The organism is Paraburkholderia sp. EG304 (assembly GCF_046543485.1).
Taxonomy (GTDB): Bacteria; Pseudomonadota; Gammaproteobacteria; order Burkholderiales; family Burkholderiaceae; genus Paraburkholderia; species Paraburkholderia youngii.
Window position 1 is genome coordinate 104,764 of sequence record NZ_JBKGUA010000016.1, and the last position, 17,539, is coordinate 122,302.

Consider the following 17,539-nt stretch of genomic DNA (forward strand, 5'->3'; position numbering starts at 1 on the left):
AGCCAGGAGAACACGAAGATGAAAAAACTGCTTTCGATGTGCGCGCTGGTCGGCGCGACTGTGCTTGCGCTGCTGGCCGCTCCGGTCCACGCGGACGAGAATTTCCCGCTCAATCGCGCGCCGGACAACACGAACAATTTCGCTTCTTTGCAGCGCGGCGCGCAATTGTTTGTAAACTACTGCCTGAATTGCCACAGCGCGAACCTGATGCGCTACAACCGCCTGACCGATCTCGGCATTACGCCGAACGAAGTCCAGGCGAATCTGCTGTTCACCACCGACAAGGTCGGCAACACGATGACCGTGGCGATGCGCCCGGACGACGCGAAAGCGTGGTTCGGGGCGACGCCGCCGGATTTGTCGGTGGAGGCGCGGGCGCGGGGCACGGACTGGCTGTACACGTATCTGCGCAGTTTTTACCGCGACGATACGCGGCCGACCGGCTGGAACAATCTGGTGTACGAGAACGTGAGCATGCCTCACGTGCTGTGGCAGCTTCAGGGGCAGCGAGCGGCAAAATTCGGTGATGAAACCGACGAAAAAACCGGCGAAAAGGTACACAAATTCCTCGGTTTCCAGCAACTCACTCCGGGGACGATGTCGCCGGTAGATTATGATTCTGCTGTGGCCGACCTCGTGTCGTACCTGTCATGGATGTCCGAACCGACGCAGCAAACCCGCAAGCAACTTGGCGTGTGGGTGCTGTTGTTCCTCGGTATCCTGAGCTTTTTCGCCTGGCGACTGAACGCCGCGTACTGGAAACATATCAAATAATCACGCCGCTATACGGCGTGGGGCCGGCGCCAGGAAAGACCTGCTGAACGGTTTTTCCGTGCGCTGGCCCTTCAGCTTTTTGAGGAAACGTAAACATGATGGTTCTGTATTCCGGCACTACCTGCCCGTTCTCCCAGCGTTGCCGGCTGGTGTTGTTCGAAAAGGGCATGGACTTCGAGATCCGCGACGTCGACCTGTTCAACAAGCCGGAAGACATCGCCGTGATGAATCCGTATGGTCAGGTGCCGATTCTCGTCGAACGGGACCTGATTCTGTACGAATCGAACATCATCAACGAGTACATCGACGAGCGTTTCCCGCACCCGCAGCTGATGCCGGCCGATCCGGTGCAGCGCGCGCGGGCACGCCTGTTCCTGCTCAACTTCGAGAAAGAGCTGTTCGTCCACGTCGGCACGCTCGAAAACGAGAAGGGCAAGGCAGCGGAGAAGAATCACGAGAAGGCGCGCCTCGCGATCCGCGATCGCCTGACGCAGCTCGCGCCGATCTTCCTGAAAAACAAGTACATGCTCGGCGAAGAGTTCTCGATGCTCGACGTCGCGATCGCACCGCTGCTGTGGCGCCTCGACCACTACGGTATCGAGCTGTCGAAGAACGCCGCACCGCTGATGAAGTACGCCGAGCGCATTTTTAGCCGCCCGGCTTATATCGAAGCGCTGACGCCGTCGGAAAAGGTGATGCGTCGTTGAGTTTGGCTTTGGTGCGCGGGCGCCGCATCGCTTCGATGCGCACCCGCGTCCGCAAGAGGACTGTTGATGCAAGAGATTTCCACGAAGCCTTATCTGCTGCGCGCGCTTTATGAGTGGTGCACGGATAACGGCTACACACCGCACATCGCGGTCCGCGTCGACAATCAGACGCGCGTGCCGCGTCAGTTCGTGCGAGACAACGAGATCGTGTTGAACATCAGCTTCGAGGCGACCAGCCAGCTGCAGATGGGCAACGAGTGGATCGAGTTTAACGCGCGCTTCTCCGGCAAGTCGCACAAGATCGAAGTGCCGGTCGCCAATATTCTCGCGATCTACGCGCGCGAGAACGGCCAGGGTATGGCGTTCCCGGTGGAATCGGCGGGCGGCGAGGCTCAGGATTCCGGCGCGGATGCCGCGGACGAAGCCGACACGCCGGCGGCGCCGCGCGCCGTCGAAACCGCGCCGGCCGACCCGGCCGCGGCCAGCGACGCCGACGACAAACCGCAACCCGACGATGATGGATCGAAAGGTGGCGGAAGGGCTCGCCTTAAGATCGTGAAATGAAGTAGAATCACGGCCTCATGCCGGCTTAGCTCATCAGGTAGAGCGCTTGACTTGTAATCATGAGGTGGCGGGTTCGAGTCCTGCAGCCGGCACCAGATTGCTTTATCAGCAGTAACTGGAAATCCTTGAAAACCCCGTCGAAGCACACGCTTCGGCGGGGTTTTTCTTTTTCGGCGGTCGAGTCGGCAAGCTAGACGACTTGACCTCGCCGCCGTCCATGCACAGCGTCGATCCGGTCATCCAGCGTGCTGCTGGCGATATGACGAAAGCCATCAGCTCCGCAATTTCCTCCGCTGTGCCATAGCGCGAGATGCCAGCAACGGCAGACAGAGATCGAGATCGACACCGAGCGCTTTCACGCCCGCCTGCTCGGGCTAGGACGTCGTTTCGTCGAGATTCGGTCGATTGCGCGCCGCCGGCACGTTCGAATCAAAATCGCCCGACCCGCGTGCGCGACAGTTGTTTTCACCTGCCGAGGGTGGTTTTTTCGTCTTTCGCCCATGCCGGAAAGACGTGAATGCGGCGTGAGGTGAGCCGCCGGATGGCTCAAAAATCCCGATAATCTCTTTCACCTTGTCGATAGTAGACGTTTTAGTCTGCAATCGGCGCGCCAAAATGCAGCGCGGCCTAAGGTGCGACGTCTGATGGCTCAAAAATCACGATATCTCCTTCACCTTGTCGATCGTGGACGTTTTAGTATCCGTTTGCCAAACTTCGCTCCTATCGCAGCGAAAGGTGAGCCACTGAATGGCAGCAAATTCACGATATCTCTTTCACCTTGTCGATTATGGACTATTTAGTCTGAATATGGCCGCGAAATGCCACCCCGTGCGCTAAGGTGCGCCGCCGAACGGCTCAAAAATCACAATAGCTCTTTCACCTTGTCCATTGTGGACTTGGGTGTCCAAATTCGGCGCGTCTAAACTTACCTGATCATCGTCCCCAATCTATGCCGCGCCGCGAAGCCGCACGGCGGCGGTACGGTACTATTCGGGCGTCGCCCCGGGATGGCGGGCAGCCGCCAGACGTTCCGGTCCGCTGCCGCGGTTAACGTCGCCGGCGACGTCACATCGACTCCATTGCACCATGACCAGCCCCGCAACTCTCACTTGGCCCGAAGCCGACGGCCCGCGCACCGCACGCTGGCGCTCCGAAGCGGCCGTGCCGCCGCCGAAGCGCGTCGTCGTCGCCGACGACCGCACCACTGCCGATTCGGCCTACCGCCTCGCCTGCGAAGGCACCGCGCTGTTGTGGCACGGCGACTTCCAGAACGCGCGCCAACTGTTGCAGGCGGTCGCGCGTCGGCTCGAACGCAAGCCGCGCAAGCAAGGCGCGACACCGCTCGACGCGTTCAACCTGCATCGGCAGGCGCAGTCGCAGCGCGCGCGCACGCTCGGCATGATCCTGATTCCGCTCGATGCCGACTACGGCATTTCCCTGCGCCGCGCGCCCGACGTGCGGCAGGCCTGCATCGAAGCGTACGGACCGGCGACCGGCGAGGCGTCGGTCGTGTCGTTGCGCGAGTTGCTCGGTTTGATCGGCGCGCACGAATGGCGCAAGAAGGGTGTCGATGTCGCGGCGCTCGGCGAGCGCATTCATCCGCATTACGGCGTGTTCTCACCGGTGCGCGGCGAGTACGTCGATCTGGTCGCGCGTACGGCGCTACCGTCGCTGGACCTCGCATTCGATATCGGCACCGGCACCGGCGTGCTGGCCGCGCTGCTGGCTAAACGCGGCGTGCGCAAGATCGTCGCGACGGACCAGGATGCGCGCGCGCTGGCGTGTGCGCGTGAAAATCTCGTCCGTCTTGGGTACGCCGGGCAGGTCGAGATCGTACAGGCCGATCTGTTTCCGGACGGCCGGGCACCGCTCGTCGTCTGCAATCCGCCGTGGGTGCCGGCGCGGCCCGCGTCGCCGCTCGAATACGCGGTCTATGACCCGGACAGCCGGATGCTGCTCGGCTTCCTGAACGGGCTCGCCGATCATCTGACGCCGGGCGGCGAGGGCTGGCTGATCATTTCGGATTTCGCCGAGCACCTCGGGTTGCGCACGCGCGAATGGCTGTTGGCGGCGATCGAGCAGGCGGGGCTCAGTGTAGTGGGACGCGAGGACATTCGTCCACGGCATCCGAAGGCCAGCAATCAGAACGATCCGCTGTATGTTGCGCGAGCCGCCGAGATCACGTCGTTGTGGCGGCTCAAGTTGCGGTGACGGCGAGTGCGCGCGTCACGCCGATGCGCGGCGCGCTTCCAGATACGCGCATGCGCCCCGGCCGGCCACCAGCCCGCTAGCAAAACAGGCCGTCAGCAGATAACCGCCGGTCGGTGCTTCCCAGTCGAGCATTTCGCCCGCGCAGAATGCGCCGGGCATCCGGTCGATCATCAGATGCGCGTCCAGCGCCTCGAAGGGGATGCCACCCGCCGTGCTGATCGCTTCGTCGATCGGTCGCGCGCGCAGCAGTCGCACCGGCAGCGCCTTGATCTCGTGGGCGAGGCCGCGCGCGTCGGCGAATGCTTCTTTCGACAGAATCTCGTGCAACAGCGCCAGCTTGACGCCGCCGATGCCGATCCGCCCATGCAGATGACTCGCGATCGAGCGTGAGCCGCGCGGCCGCGTCACTTCCTCGATGACTCGCTCGAGCGGCAGGCCCGGCAGGAGATCCAGCGAGATGGTGACCTCACCGTCGGCCAGAATCCGCTCGCGGATCGGCGCCGACAGCGCGTAAATCAGGCTCCCTTCGAGGCCGGTTTCGGTCAGAAGTATTTCACCTTGTCGATTGTGGACTTTTCCGTCTACATCGGTGAAGGAGATCGCGATCGTCTTGATCGGCTGACCGGCGAAACGCTCGCGCAGATACGGGCTCCAGTCCGCGTCGAAGCCGCAGTTCGCGGGGCGCAGCGGCGTCACCGGCACTTCGCGCGACGTCATCAGCGGCACCCACGCGGCGTCGGAGCCGAGCCGCGGCCAACTCCCGCCGCCGAGCGCGAACACGACCGCGTCGTAGCGCACCGTCTGTTCACCGTCGGGCGTGGCGAAGCGCAGCGCGTGCGCGGCGTTGTCTTCCGACACTGACGCCCAGCCGTTCCACTTGTGACGCATGTGGAACTGCACGCCCGCTTCGCGCAGCCGATGCAGCCACGCGCGCAGCATCGGTGCGGCCTTCATGTCGGACGGAAACACGCGCCCCGAACTGCCGACGAACGTCTCAACGCCCAACTCGCGCAACCAGGCGCGCAGCGCGTCGGGACCGAATGCGTCGAGCAGCGGCGCGATGCGCCCGCGGCGCTCGCCATAGCGGTCGAGAAACGGCTCGAGCGCTTCCGAATGCGTGATGTTCATGCCGCCTTTGCCCGCCATCAGGAATTTGCGGCCGACCGACGGCATCGCGTCATATACGTGGACTTGCACGCCGCGCCGGGCAAGCATCTCGGCGGCCATCAGGCCGGCGGGGCCGCCGCCGATTACGGCGACGCGGGTGGAATCGAGCGAGGAGGGCATGCGGTTCGGCGAATCTGCGGGGGGAAAGGCGGTGCGCCGCCAGCGACCGAACGGACGGGCGGCGCGAAGGGCGTTATTGTCACACCGCGCGCGGCGCGCGGCAAACGCCGTCGAACGCAGTCGAACTTCGTTCACCGCTTGGCTCGCGCCGCACGCGACCTATACTTTTCACACATCTTCCATCGGACGTCGTTCGCGTCGTTCCCCCGCGTCAATCCCCATCACATCACTTGCGACGCAGCCACTGCGGCGCGCTCACTGCCGCGCGCCGGCAGCCGACGCCCATCGCCTGTCGAATCGATGGAAGAGTCGATCGTCTGGTTCAAGGAGATTGTCATGACCCGCAAATACATCGACTGCCGCGAATTTCCGAGCGAAATGAACTGCACCGTCGCGATGTCCGCCGACAGCGACAGCGAGCTGCTCGAAGCCGCGGTCCAGCATGCCGTCAGCGTTCACAAGCACGCGGATTCGCCGGAGCTGCGCGCGCAGCTGAAGACGCTATTTCATGAGGGAACGCCGCCGGCCGAGGCGCCGCGCGCTTGAGATACCCGTGCAAGGGGAGTGTGGAAGCCCGCGTCGCGAGCGGCATCTAGCCGCCGCGCGCGATCGTGTAGCAGCAGTGTTGTGGTGAACGCGATACCAAGCCATCCTAACCGAGATGCCGACGCGCTAGCCCGGATACGCCTCATCGACCTTCAGTCCGGCGAGCTTGAAGATCACCCGCAACGTCTGCGGCTTGATGTCGCGTCGCGACGCGAGCGTCGTCATCACGAAGTCGAGCACCTTGGCGTACTTGAGCATCGTCAGGCAAGTTTCGAGGTCGACGTTGCCGTCGCGCATGACCTCGGCGAGCCGCAGCATTTCCGTGGAGATGTCGCGAGCCATCTCCAGTTCGAGTTGCTGTTTCTCCGACCATGCCGGCGCCGTGGTCAGCTTCGCCAGCATTTCCTGAAACTTCTGTTCGACATTTCCGTTGGGTACCGTATCCATTGCCGCCTCTTCTGTGATCATCCGAGCGCGCGACCGGTTGCGAAGCCGGCCGCTGCTGGTTACGTAACGTTCGGCCCGCGTTGCGGGACCGCTCTCCCCACATGCATCCGCTTCGCGTGTCCGGTCGCACGGCCGGACAGCCTCCTGTTTTCGGCGACACGGCCTGCGCCCGCGGGCTCAGCCGGCGCGCAAGCTGTTTTCAGCCATTATCGAGACACTTCCGCGCGGCGCCTGTCGCGCAGGAAGTGTTCCCAGCAGAGCACCGATGTCGCGTGGTCCGCGCGGCGTGCTCGCTGGGAATGTCGCAGTTTGGGTAAACTGGCAGTAACTTTTCTCTTTTTCCGTCATCTGTCGCACGTTCGCGCTGCGATTGATGGCGACCCACACGATGTCCGGCAAAACCCACGAAATCCGTCCCAACCAGTCCGTCGAGCTGCTCAAAGAGCTCCACATCCTCACGCGCGACGGCAAGATGAATCAGGACAGCCGTCGCAAGCTGAAGCAGGTCTACCACCTGTTCCAGTTCATCGAGCCGCTGCTCAAGGACCTGAAGGACCAGCAGGGCTCGCTGACGCTCGTCGATCACGGCGCGGGCAAGTCATACCTCGGTTTTATCCTCTACGACCTGTTTTTCAAGGAGTTTCAGGACGCCGCTGGTGGGGCTTCGCACATTTATGGCATCGAAACGCGCGAAGAGCTGGTGACGAAGTCCGAAGAGCTGGCGGCGCGGCTCGGCTTCAAGGGGATGTCGTTTCTGAATCTGTCGGTGGCCGAGTCGATCACGTCGACGCGGCTGCCCGCCGAAATCGACATCGTGACCGCGCTGCACGCGTGCAATACCGCCACCGACGACGCGATCCGTTTCGCGCTCGAAAAGCACGCGAAGTACATCGTCGTCGTGCCGTGCTGCCAGGCCGAGGTGGCCGGCGTGCTGCGGCAGAACAAGGGCAAGGCGCTGAAGAACGCGCTCACGGAAATCTGGCGGCATCCGCTGCACACGCGCGAATTCGGCAGTCAGATCACGAACGTGCTGCGCTGTCTGCAACTCGAGGCGCATGGCTATCAGGTCAGCGTGACCGAGCTGGTCGGCAGGGAACACTCGATGAAAAACGAGCTGATCATCGCGCAGTACAAGGATCTGCCACGGCGCCGGCCGGCTGAGCGGCTCGGCGAAGTGCTGGACACGCTCGGGCTCGATGCGCTGAAGGAGCGGTTTTTCGTGCCGGCCTGAGGCGCAGCCTGGCGCTTCACCTAGCGCTTCATCAACGCATCCCAGCCGGCGAGGCCAATGCGCCGCAGCGTTTCCTGATTGCGCTCGTAAATCTCTTCGGCGTCGGGAAAGGCCTGTACCGCCCGCTCGATGCTGTCTTCACGCAGCAGATGCAGGATCGGATAGGGCGCCCGGTTCGTGTAGTTTTCGATGTCGTCGGGCTCGCTGCCTTCGAACTGGTAGCGCGGATGGAAGCTCGCGATCTGGATCACGCCTTCGAGCCGCAGTTGCTGGATCAGGCGGTCGGCGAAGAACAGGCAGTCGTTGAAGTCGAGAAAGCCGCCGAACGCGCGCGGCAGGATCAGCAGCGTCGTGTCGATGGCGGCGGGGTCGGCGGCGACGAGCGTCTGCAGTTCGGCTTCCAGGTCGGAGAGTACCGCTTCGAGCGTGTCCGCTTCGCTCACCGCATAGCGAATCTGCTCCTTCACATGCACGGCCTTCGCGAACGGGCACAGGTTCAAGCCGATCACGGCTTCCGTCAGCCAGTGACGGGTCGTGGCGATAACGGCATCGTGGGATTCGGCGGGCAACGGCATGGCGGACGGATGCGACGAGGAAACGCGCAATTCTAAAGGACCCACTGACGGACTGACTCAGCGAGCCTGCTTGTCCCCGCGAGCGGCCGCAATCAACTGCGCGGCGACTTTCGGCGCGGCGAGGATCGGCCCGCAGCCCGGCCCGTAAGTCTGGCTCGCCGCGTACACGCCCTCGATCAGCAGACCGAGCCCATCGGCGAGCGCTTGCGGATCGTCGGCGCCGGCCGCCGTCGACAGTTCGACGAGGCGCGCCATCAAGCGCTGCTTGTTGCGGAATACGAACTGCCGCGCCGGATGCGCGGTATCCGAAAACTCCACCGACACGTTCACGAACGGGCAGCCGCGGTAATGATCGACCGAGGCGCGCACTGCGAGGTCGTCGAAGTACTGCTGGAGCTGCTTCGCCGGCTCGCCCGGATGCTTCGCGAAACTCTTCTCGACGTAGCCGAAGAACTGCTCGTCCTTCTGTTCCAGATACGCCATTACCAGATCGTCCTTCGACGAAAACTGCCGGTACAGGCTCATTTTGTTCACACCCGCGCGCTCGACCACCGCATCGACGCCTACCGTGCGCACGCCCTCGCGATAGAACAACTCGCTAGCCGCGCGCAGCAGATGCTGTTGCGCCTGCGGCCCGGCGGTCTGTGCGCCGCGCGCGCGCCGTGAGCGAGTAGCGGCGGGCTTGAGAGTTTCGCTGTCGGACATGGCAAGTCACCCGATTGAATTGACGCCTTGACATGTTACCGACCAGTAACTAACATCGCAACACTATTGTGACTGATCTGTCACAAATCATTTACAGAAGCCGTAACAGTAACAATACGAACGATGCCGCCACCCCGGCCGCGTCGATTGGAGAACCGATGAACTGGGCTGCGCGACTGATAGGCGGACGTTTCCACTATGGCTGGTTGACCGTCGCCGTGGTGTTTCTCGTATTGCTCGCGGCGGCGGGTACGCGCGCGACGCCGAGCGTGATGATGGTGCCGCTCGAGCACCAGTTCGGCTGGAGCCGCGCGACGATTTCGCTCGCGATCTCGGTGAACATCGCGCTGTACGGGTTGATGGGGCCGTTCGCGGCCGCCGCGATGCAGCGCTTCGGTGTACGTCCGACGCTGCTGGCGGCGCTCGGTACGATGGCCGCGGGCGTCGCGCTGTCGTCGCTGATGGCGCATCCGTGGCAGATGGTGTTGATCTGGGGTGTGATGGTCGGCGGATCGACCGGGGTCGCGGCGCTGTCGCTGTCGGCGACCGTCGTGACGCGCTGGTTCACGACGCGCCGCGGTCTCGTGATGGGTATCCTGACCGCCAGCTCGGCGACCGGCCAGCTGGTGTTCCTGCCGCTGCTCGCGGCCATCGCCGAGCACTACGGCTGGCGCCAGGTCGTCTGGGTCGTCGCGCTCGCGGCGGGCATCGTGATTCCGCTCGTCGCGTTCCTGCTGCCCGAGCATCCGGCCGACATGCAGTTGCGCCCATACGGCGAACCGCACGACGCGCCGATTACCACGACCGTCACCAGGCAGAACCCGCTCGCGATCGCGTTCGGCACGCTCGCGTCGGCGAGCAAAACGCGCGATTTCTGGCTGCTGTTCTTCAGCTTCTTCATTTGCGGCGCGAGCACCAATGGCTACGTCGGCACCCATCTGATCGCGATGTGCGGCGACTATGGCATGACCGAAGTGCAGGGCGCGTCGCTGCTCGCGGCGATGGGCGTGTTCGACCTGTTCGGCACGACGCTGTCGGGCTGGCTGTCGGATCGCTTCAATAGCCGCGTGTTGCTGTTCTGGTACTACGGGCTGCGCGGCCTGTCGCTGATGTATCTGCCACACGCGTTCGGCATCGACTTTTTCGGGTTGCCGCTGTTCGCGGTGTTCTACGGTCTCGACTGGATCGCCACGGTGCCGCCGACCGTGCGTCTCGCCACCGACGTCTACGGCAAGGAATCGGCGCCGATCGTGTTCGGCTGGGTGGTCGCCGGCCACCAGCTCGGCGCGGCGTTCGCGGCGCTCGGCGCGGGCATGCTGCGCGCGAGCCTCGGCACTTATACGGTCGCGTCGATGATTTCCGGCGGCTTGTGCCTGATCGCCGCGGTGATCGTGCTGCGCATCAACCGCCCGGCCAAAGTGCCGGCACCGCAGGCAATCTGAATCGCCTTCGCGAACCGCGCAGATTCACTGTTAGCAAAGCAACGGCGCACGGCCCATAACGGGCCGTGCGCGCTTTTTCATCCAGCGCGCATAGCCCCCCGCCGCAAGTTGGAGCGCGCACCGAAAGCCCGTTATGCTATGTGGCCTCGGGCAACCGCCCGACCATCATGAATTTCTACCGAGAGAAGCGCATGGCCAAGAAACCCGCCTCAACCGAAGTTGCCATTCACGAGCTGATTGCAGGCCGCTGGAGCCCGCGCGCGTATTCGAGCGAGCCGGTCAGCCGCGATCAATTGCGCGCCGTGCTCGAAGCGGCGCGCTGGGCGCCGTCCTCGTATAACGCGCAGCCCTGGCGTTTTGTCGTATTCGATCGCAGCGTCGATGAAGTCGCGTTCAAGAAGGCTTTCGCCACGCTCGTGCCGTTCAACCAGGGCTGGAATGCGCCCGCGCCGGTGCTGATCGCGGTCACCGCGCACACCCTGACCAACAAGGGCGACGTCAATCGCTGCGCGCTCATGACGCGGGCGCGGCGGCGATGTCGCTGGTGCTGCAGGCGCACGCGCTCGGCCTCGCCGCGCACCAGATGAGCGGCTTCGACGTGAACGCGTTCCGCACCACCTTCGAATTGCCGAAAGACGTCGAGCCGATCGCGATGATCTCGCTTGGCCATTACGGCGACGTCGACAAACTGGACCCCGTCCTGCGCGAACGCGAGAAGGCGCCGCGTCAGCGCGTGGCGCTCGCGGAAATCGCGTACGGCGGCGGCTGGAAGAAGGCGTTTTGAGCAACGGATTCGCGGCGCTTGCCGCGTGACTTCGCCAGACAGTCATGTACGCGCGGCACGGTCCGCGCGTTTTTCATCGGCGCTGTGTGCGCCGAGCTCTTCATCCGTCACGCTCGACAGCGGTGCCGCCACATGCTCGAGCGGCTTGCGCTCAGCGTCGACACCCCAGATCGCTGCGACGAGCGCCGCCGCGAGCATCAAGCCCGAGCCGACCAGATAGCCCGAAAACACTTCGCTGCGCTGATGCGTGTCGATCAGCCGACCGAAAAACGCCGGCCCGATGATGCCGCCCAGCGCGGTGCCGAACGCATAGAAAACCGCGATCGCGAGCGCGCGGATTTCGAGCGGAAACGATTCGCTGACGGTCAGATACGCGGAACTCGCGGCCGCTGACGCGAAGAAGAAAATCACCATCCAGGCGACCGTCTGCGTGACGACGGTAAGCAGTTGCTGCTCGAACAGATAGCCCGACAGCGTCAGCAGGATCGCCGACATCGCGTACGTCGCGGCGATCATCTTGCGTCGGCCGATCACATCGAATAGCCGCCCGAGCACGAGCGGCCCCAGGAAATTACCGAGCGCGAAAGGCAGCAGATACCAGCCGATGTCGCCGCCCGGCACGTGATAGAAGTCGGTGAGGACGAGCGCGTAGGTGAAAAAGATCGCGTTGTAGAAGAATGCCTGTGCGGTCATCAACGTGAGACCGACCAGCGAGCGGCGCCGGTGCACGTTGAACAGCGTATGGAACACCTCGCGTAACGGTGTATGGTCGCGCGCACGCAGACGTAGCCGCGTGAGGGCGTCGTCGGCGAGCGTGTGGCCGTCCTCGCGAAAACGCGTTTCGATGCCCTCGACGATCGTCCGTGCGTCACGCTCGTCACCATGCGTGAGCAGCCAACGTGGGCTTTCGGGTATCCAGATGCGCATCGGCAGAATCCCGAGCGCGAGCACCGCGCCGATGAAAAAACACGCGCGCCAGCCCCAGTCGGAAGGCAGCAGATGCGGGTCGAGCAGTACCAGCGAGCCCGCGGCGCCGAGCCCCGCGCCAACCCAGAACGTGCCGTTGATGCCGAGGTCGGTCCAGCCGCGCACGCGTGCCGGCGTGAATTCCTGGATCGTCGAGTTGATCGCCGTGTATTCGCCGCCGATACCCGCGCCGGTTAGGAAGCGGAACAGCATGAAGCTCATCAGATTCCACGACAGCGCGGTCGCCGCGGTCGCGGCCAGATAAAGCGTCAGCGTGATGAAAAAGAGCTTGCGGCGGCCGAGCCGATCGGTCAGCCAGCCGAAACCGAGTGCGCCGAGCACCGCGCCGGCAATGTACGCGCTGCCCGCTAGGCCGACGTCGGCATTCGAAAAGCGCAGCGCCGGGCTGGTTTTCAGCGCGCTCGCGACCGCGCCCGCCAGCGTCACTTCGAGCCCGTCGAGCAGCCACGTCACGCCGAGCGCGACTACGATCAGGGTGTGAAAGCGGCCCCACGGCAGGCGGTCCAGCCGCGACGGAAGGTCGGTTTCGATCAGCATTGCGTGGTGGGCATCGACGGCGGCGGTGGGCGGCACGCTCATACGCGAAGTCTCCTCGATGGCGAAATGCGGCGGCGTATCCTGTCCGATCCAGCAAGATCTGTTCCGCGCCACGATTCCGGACGATCTCGCCGCGGTTCCGTCAGCTTCAGTTGATGCTGCCGGAGTTTTCGTGATACAAAGCCGCTCCCCTTTCTGTGCGCGCCAGCCGTGAGCGGCCATTCCTGCCATGAACTATTGCGCGATTGACTTCGGTACTTCCAATTCGGCCGTTGCGATTCCGAGCGGCCCGCAGCTGAAGCTGGCGCCGGTCGAAGGCGCGTACACGACGCTGCCCACGGCGGTCTTCTTCAATACCGACGAAAACACCACCGAATTCGGGCGCGCGGCGCTCGCCGCATACATCGACGGTTTCGACGGCCGGCTGATGCGCTCGATGAAAAGCATTCTCGGCTCGCCGCTCGCCGAAAATACGACCGATCTCGGCGATGGCACTGCGATCAAGTACACCGACGTGATCGCGACGTTCCTGACCCATCTGAAGCGCGCGGCCGAGGCGAGCGCCGGCGGCGCGATCGACCGCGCCGTGCTGGGCCGCCCGGTGTTCTTCGTCGACGACGACCCGCGCGCCGACCAGATGGCGCAGCAACAGCTCGAAGCCGCTGCGCGCAGGGTCGGCTTGCGCGACATCCACTTTCAGTATGAACCGATCGCGGCTGCGTTCGACTACGAATCGCATCTGAGCGCCGAAGGACTCGTGCTTGTGGCGGACATCGGCGGTGGTACGTCGGACTTTTCGCTCGTGCGAGTGGGGCCGGAACGGATGAAGCGCGTCGAACGCAAGGACGACGTGCTCGCGCATCACGGTGTGCACGTCGCGGGTACGGACTTCGACCGGCGCGTAGAACTCGTGACGATCCTGCGCGAACTCGGTTATCAATCGCTAGATCCGCAAGGGCGCGAAATCCCGAACCGGATTTATTTCGATCTCGCGACCTGGCACCTGATCAACACCGTCTACACCCCGAAGCGCGTCAGCGAACTCGGACTGATGCGGCACCTTTTCACCGAAACGAAGCACCACGACCGGCTGATGCGCGTGGTCGAGCAGCGTTTTGGGCACGCGCTCGCGGCGCACGCGGAAGAGGCGAAGATTGGCGTGGCGGCGGGCGGCGAGACCGTGATCGATCTCGAGCAAGTGGAAGAGGATCTGCGCCTCGCCTTCGACGAAGCGCAACTCGTCAAAGCCGGCGAGGACGAAACGCGACGCATCGTGCAGGCCGCGCGCGATACGGTGCAGGCGGCGGGTGTCGCACCTCGCGACGTCGACGCGATTTATTTCACTGGCGGTTCGACCGGCCTTGCGTTTCTGTCGGGCGCGCTGGCGGCGGCGTTCCCGGACGCGAAAGCGGTGTTCGGCGATCGTCTCGCGAGCGTGGCGACTGGCCTCGGTATTCATGCCCGGCGCGTGTTCGGATAATCGCGAATAATCGGAAAATAATCCGCCGCGAATTGCGAATACGGCAATTTAATCATTGATTTCGATTTGCCGCCGATAAAGAAAAAACCCCGCCGAGGCGGGGTTTTTTGCGTCCAGAAGGAAGCTAGAAGCTTACACCGGCTTGATGTTAGCTGCTTGCTTGCCCTTCGGGCCCGTCTTCACTTCAAACGTGACCTTTTGGTTTTCTTGCAGCGTCTTGAAGCCGTCGACGCGAATTTCCGAGAAATGCGCGAACAGATCTTCACCGCCGCCGTCCGGAGTGATGAAGCCAAAGCCCTTAGCGTCGTTGAACCACTTGACGGTACCGGTTTCCATATTACTTTTTCCTAAAAATGGTGAATAAGGCCGAAGCCCGGGGTGCATGAAAATCAAGGAAGGGGGTAATGGGACCAACCGGAGTACCGTTGATGGGCGAACTACGAAAGAACCACTTCACTCGCCACTTGAAATCCTGCTGGAACGTTATACGGCGAATTCGGACGAAGGTCAACAGTCTGCACGAAACTTATCGGACTGGCGCGATGGTTTCTTACAAAATTTACATATCTGGACGATCTTTTGCCAGGGAGAACCCTTAGTCGGTTTCCCTGCAGCAACGCGGTGCAACCGTTAAACTACGCGCCGCGCGTCGGTTGCACCTATTCCGCATCTGGACGCGCTTTCATGCGCGTCACCACGTCCTCACCGCCACGAGCGATGTCACGCGGTGCCGACATGGTTCTGATTTAGGAGAAGACGTGAAAAGTTCTATACAACGGAACATCGGGCCATTCGCGCTGATGCTGACCGGTCTGGGCTCGATCATCGGATCGGGCTGGCTGTTCGGCGCGTGGAAGGCTGCAAAGATTGCCGGTCCCGCTGCAATTTGCGCATGGATCATCGGCGCGGTCGTGATTCTCGCGATTGCGCTGACCTACGCGGAACTCGGCGCGATGTTTCCGGAATCTGGCGGGATGGTGCGCTATGCGCGCTACTCGCACGGCGCGCTAGTCGGTTTCATCAGCGCGTGGGCCAACTGGATCGCGATCGTGTCGGTGATTCCAATCGAGGCCGAAGCATCGATTCAATACATGAGCACGTGGCCCTATCCGTGGGCGCATGCGCTGTTCGTCGACGGTTCATTGACCACCAACGGCCTGTTGTTGTCCGCCGGCCTCGTGATCATCTACTTCCTGCTCAACTACTGGGGCGTCAAGCTGTTCGCGCGCGCGAATTCCGCGATCACGATCTTCAAATTCCTGATCCCGGGCGCAACGATCGTCGGTCTGATGATGACCGGCGTCCACACCGAGAACTTCGGCCAGGCGAGCACATTCGCGCCGTACGGCTGGTCGGCGGTGCTGACCGCGGTCGCGACGAGTGGGATCGTGTTCGCGTTCAATGGTTTCCAGAGTCCGGTCAACCTGGCCGGTGAAGCGCGCAATCCGGCGAGGAGCGTGCCGTTCGCGGTGATCGGCTCGATCCTGCTCGCGCTCGTGATCTATGTGTTGCTGCAGATCGCGTACATCGGTGCCGTGAATCCGGCCGACGTGATGAAGGGCTGGAGCCACTTCAACTTCGCTTCGCCGTTCGCGGAGCTGGCGATCGCGCTGAACCTGAACTGGCTGGCGTTCCTGCTGTACGTCGACGCGTTCGTCAGCCCGAGCGGCACCGGTACGACCTATATGGCGACCACGACGCGGATGATCTACGCGATGGAGCGCAACAACACCATGCCAAAAATTTTCGGCCAGGTGCATCCGTTGTACGGCGTGCCGCGTCAGGCGATGTGGTTCAACCTGTTCGTGTCGTTCATCTTCCTGTTCTTCTTCCGCGGCTGGAGCTCGCTCGCGGCGGTGATTTCGGTTGCGACCGTGATCTCGTACTTGACCGGCCCGATTAGCCTGATGGCGCTGCGTCGCGCGGCAACCGATCTCGAGCGCCCGCTGCATATCGCCGGCATGAAGGTGATTGCGCCGTTCGCGTTCGTCTGCGCGTCGCTGATCCTGTACTGGGCGAAGTGGCCGCTGACCGGCGAAATCATTCTCCTGATGGTCGTCGCGTTGCCGGTGTACTTCTACTTCCAGGCCAAGCAGGGCTTCGAGGGCTGGAACCGCGATCTGAAGGCCGCCTGGTGGCTGGTCGCGTACCTGCCGATCATGGCGATCCTGTCGCTGATCGGCAGCAAGCAGTTCGGCGGCTTCGGCGTCCTGCCGTACGGCTGGGACATGCTCGTCGTGATCGCCTTCTCGTTGGTGTTCTACTTCTGGGGCGTGAACAGCGGCTATCGTTCGGAGTATCTGGACGAGCGGCTCGTGCACGACGAAGTGCTCGAAGGTATCGGCGCGCACTGAGCGTTCGTCCAAGCGAAGGGGCCGCTCGAAGCGGGGCCTTCACGTTAGAAAAAAGCCCGCCTGATCGATGATCAGGCGGGCTTTTTCGTTGGTCGTTACGGCTGGCTGGTTCCGCGGCGGATCAGGCGGTGCCGAACACGTAGTTCGTCATCGCGAGTGAGCGCTGGTAGGTGCCGAGCGACTGGATCGCAAGCGAATAGTCGTCGTCGGCGGCGCCGAGGGCGGCGAACACCGGCAACAGATGCTCGTCGGTCGGATGCATCAGCACCGCGTGCGGCGCCTGGCGGCGATAGTCGAGCAGCGCGTCGATATCGCGCGCGACGAGCTTGTCTTCGAACCAGTCGGTGAATTCGGTCACGCGCGGATCGGCGTCTTCCGGGCGAGCGGAGAAATCGGCGGCGCGCAGGTTATGGGTGATCTGACCGGAGCCGACCACCATCACGCCTTCGTCTTTCAGCGCGCGCAGCGCCCGGCCGACGCGGAAATGATGCGCGGCGTCCTTGTGCGGCTGGATCGACAGTTGCGCGATCGGCACGTCCGCTTGCGGGAACATCAGCAGCATCGGCACCCATGCGCCGTGGTCGAGTCCGTGCGGCTGCACGTCCGCGACGATGCCGCTCGCGCCGAGCAGCGCGGCGGCGCTGCGCGCGACGTCGGGTGCGCCCGGTGCCGGGTATTGGATTTCGTAGAGCTGGCGCGGAAAGCCATAAAAATCGTGGATGGTTTCAGGCGCCGTCGCGATGCTGGCGAGTGGCTGCGCGGTGCCCCAGTGCGCCGACAGCATCAGGATTGCCTCGGGACGGGGCAATTGCGTGCCGAGCGCGCCGAACTCGGCGGACGGCATCGACGGATCGATCGGCAACGTGGGCGAGCCGTGGGACAGAAAGAGCGAAGGTAAGCGGTTCATG

At 63.2% G+C, this 17,539-nt stretch carries 17 protein-coding genes, 1 tRNA gene and 1 pseudogene; 11 read left to right on the forward strand and 8 right to left on the reverse strand.

What is annotated here, in order from left to right; translation table 11 throughout:
* The first annotated feature begins 18 nt into the window (after positions 1-18).
* From ACLFKU_RS20320 to ACLFKU_RS20335, 4 genes are all read left to right on the forward strand, one after another.
* Positions 19-774: a cytochrome c1 gene (locus ACLFKU_RS20320; RefSeq protein WP_368584340.1), complete on the forward strand. Its 756-nt coding sequence runs from the start codon at positions 19-21 to the stop codon at positions 772-774.
* A gap of 95 nt (positions 775-869) precedes the next feature.
* Positions 870-1,481 (forward strand): glutathione S-transferase N-terminal domain-containing protein, encoded by a 612-nt coding sequence (locus ACLFKU_RS20325; RefSeq protein WP_006052302.1) that lies wholly within the window; start codon positions 870-872, stop codon positions 1,479-1,481.
* Between the two features lie 66 nt (positions 1,482-1,547).
* The gene (locus tag ACLFKU_RS20330; protein ID WP_410850241.1) at positions 1,548-2,045 is read left to right on the forward strand and encodes a ClpXP protease specificity-enhancing factor; all 498 of its coding nucleotides are present in this window, start codon (positions 1,548-1,550) and stop codon (positions 2,043-2,045) included.
* Positions 2,046-2,064: 19 nt separating this feature from the next.
* Positions 2,065-2,140: transfer RNA gene (locus ACLFKU_RS20335), tRNA-Thr, on the forward strand.
* 10 nt (positions 2,141-2,150) lie between these two features.
* Here ACLFKU_RS20335 and ACLFKU_RS20340 read toward each other — a convergent pair.
* The gene (locus tag ACLFKU_RS20340; protein ID WP_410850281.1) at positions 2,151-2,375 is read right to left on the reverse strand and encodes an SDR family oxidoreductase; all 225 of its coding nucleotides are present in this window, start codon (positions 2,373-2,375) and stop codon (positions 2,151-2,153) included.
* A gap of 756 nt (positions 2,376-3,131) precedes the next feature.
* Between ACLFKU_RS20340 and ACLFKU_RS20345 the strand changes: the two genes are divergently transcribed.
* Positions 3,132-4,256 carry a methyltransferase gene (locus ACLFKU_RS20345; protein WP_410850242.1) on the forward strand — a complete coding sequence of 375 codons (1,125 nt, stop codon included), beginning with the start codon at positions 3,132-3,134 and terminating at the stop codon, positions 4,254-4,256.
* Between the two features lie 15 nt (positions 4,257-4,271).
* Here ACLFKU_RS20345 and ACLFKU_RS20350 read toward each other — a convergent pair whose 3' ends face one another.
* On the reverse strand, positions 4,272-5,543 hold the full coding sequence (locus tag ACLFKU_RS20350) for a TIGR03862 family flavoprotein (RefSeq protein WP_410850243.1): 1,272 nt from the start codon (positions 5,541-5,543) through the stop codon (positions 4,272-4,274).
* A 336-nt stretch (positions 5,544-5,879) separates the two neighbouring features.
* On the opposite strand from ACLFKU_RS20350, the gene ACLFKU_RS20355 reads away from it, so the two are divergent.
* Positions 5,880-6,089: a DUF1059 domain-containing protein gene (locus ACLFKU_RS20355; RefSeq protein ID WP_176124292.1), complete on the forward strand. Its 210-nt coding sequence runs from the start codon at positions 5,880-5,882 to the stop codon at positions 6,087-6,089.
* Between the two features lie 126 nt (positions 6,090-6,215).
* Here the strand turns inward: ACLFKU_RS20355 and ACLFKU_RS20360 are convergent, their stop codons facing one another.
* The gene (locus ACLFKU_RS20360) at positions 6,216-6,536 is read right to left on the reverse strand and encodes a hypothetical protein (protein ID WP_013090673.1); all 321 of its coding nucleotides are present in this window, start codon (positions 6,534-6,536) and stop codon (positions 6,216-6,218) included.
* Positions 6,537-6,924: 388 nt separating this feature from the next.
* On the opposite strand from ACLFKU_RS20360, the gene ACLFKU_RS20365 reads away from it, so the two are divergent.
* Positions 6,925-7,767 (forward strand): class I SAM-dependent methyltransferase, encoded by an 843-nt coding sequence (locus ACLFKU_RS20365; RefSeq protein WP_410850244.1) that lies wholly within the window; start codon positions 6,925-6,927, stop codon positions 7,765-7,767.
* Between the two features lie 20 nt (positions 7,768-7,787).
* On the opposite strand, the gene ACLFKU_RS20370 is transcribed toward ACLFKU_RS20365, so the two are convergent.
* Together ACLFKU_RS20370 and ACLFKU_RS20375 are read right to left on the reverse strand one after the other, a co-directional pair.
* Positions 7,788-8,342 carry a DUF1415 domain-containing protein gene (locus tag ACLFKU_RS20370; protein WP_410850245.1) on the reverse strand — a complete coding sequence of 185 codons (555 nt, stop codon included), beginning with the start codon at positions 8,340-8,342 and terminating at the stop codon, positions 7,788-7,790.
* A gap of 57 nt (positions 8,343-8,399) precedes the next feature.
* Positions 8,400-9,047: a TetR/AcrR family transcriptional regulator gene (locus ACLFKU_RS20375; RefSeq protein ID WP_368584335.1), complete on the reverse strand. Its 648-nt coding sequence runs from the start codon at positions 9,045-9,047 to the stop codon at positions 8,400-8,402.
* 158 nt (positions 9,048-9,205) lie between these two features.
* On the opposite strand from ACLFKU_RS20375, the gene ACLFKU_RS20380 reads away from it, so the two are divergent.
* Entirely contained in the window at positions 9,206-10,489 is a 1,284-nt protein-coding gene (locus tag ACLFKU_RS20380) for an MFS transporter (protein WP_410850246.1), read from the forward strand.
* Between the two features lie 191 nt (positions 10,490-10,680).
* A pseudogene (locus ACLFKU_RS20385) lies at positions 10,681-11,273 on the forward strand (nitroreductase family protein).
* Between the two features lie 42 nt (positions 11,274-11,315).
* Here ACLFKU_RS20385 and ACLFKU_RS20390 read toward each other — a convergent pair.
* The gene (locus ACLFKU_RS20390) at positions 11,316-12,839 is read right to left on the reverse strand and encodes an MFS transporter (protein WP_368584334.1); all 1,524 of its coding nucleotides are present in this window, start codon (positions 12,837-12,839) and stop codon (positions 11,316-11,318) included.
* 187 nt (positions 12,840-13,026) lie between these two features.
* Here ACLFKU_RS20390 and ACLFKU_RS20395 point away from each other — a divergent pair, with 187 nt between their 5' ends.
* Positions 13,027-14,277, forward strand: coding sequence for an Hsp70 family protein (locus ACLFKU_RS20395; RefSeq protein WP_410850247.1), 1,251 nt, complete (start codon positions 13,027-13,029; stop codon positions 14,275-14,277).
* Positions 14,278-14,409: 132 nt separating this feature from the next.
* Here the strand turns inward: ACLFKU_RS20395 and ACLFKU_RS20400 are convergent, their stop codons facing one another.
* On the reverse strand, positions 14,410-14,613 hold the full coding sequence (locus ACLFKU_RS20400) for a cold-shock protein (RefSeq protein WP_013090665.1): 204 nt from the start codon (positions 14,611-14,613) through the stop codon (positions 14,410-14,412).
* A gap of 422 nt (positions 14,614-15,035) precedes the next feature.
* Between ACLFKU_RS20400 and ACLFKU_RS20405 the strand changes: the two genes are divergently transcribed.
* Entirely contained in the window at positions 15,036-16,631 is a 1,596-nt protein-coding gene (locus tag ACLFKU_RS20405) for an APC family permease (RefSeq protein ID WP_368584332.1), read from the forward strand.
* A gap of 121 nt (positions 16,632-16,752) precedes the next feature.
* Here ACLFKU_RS20405 and ACLFKU_RS20410 read toward each other — a convergent pair whose 3' ends face one another.
* Positions 16,753-17,538 (reverse strand): DODA-type extradiol aromatic ring-opening family dioxygenase, encoded by a 786-nt coding sequence (locus ACLFKU_RS20410; RefSeq protein ID WP_152853639.1) that lies wholly within the window; start codon positions 17,536-17,538, stop codon positions 16,753-16,755.
* Between the last annotated feature and the right edge of the window lies 1 nt (position 17,539).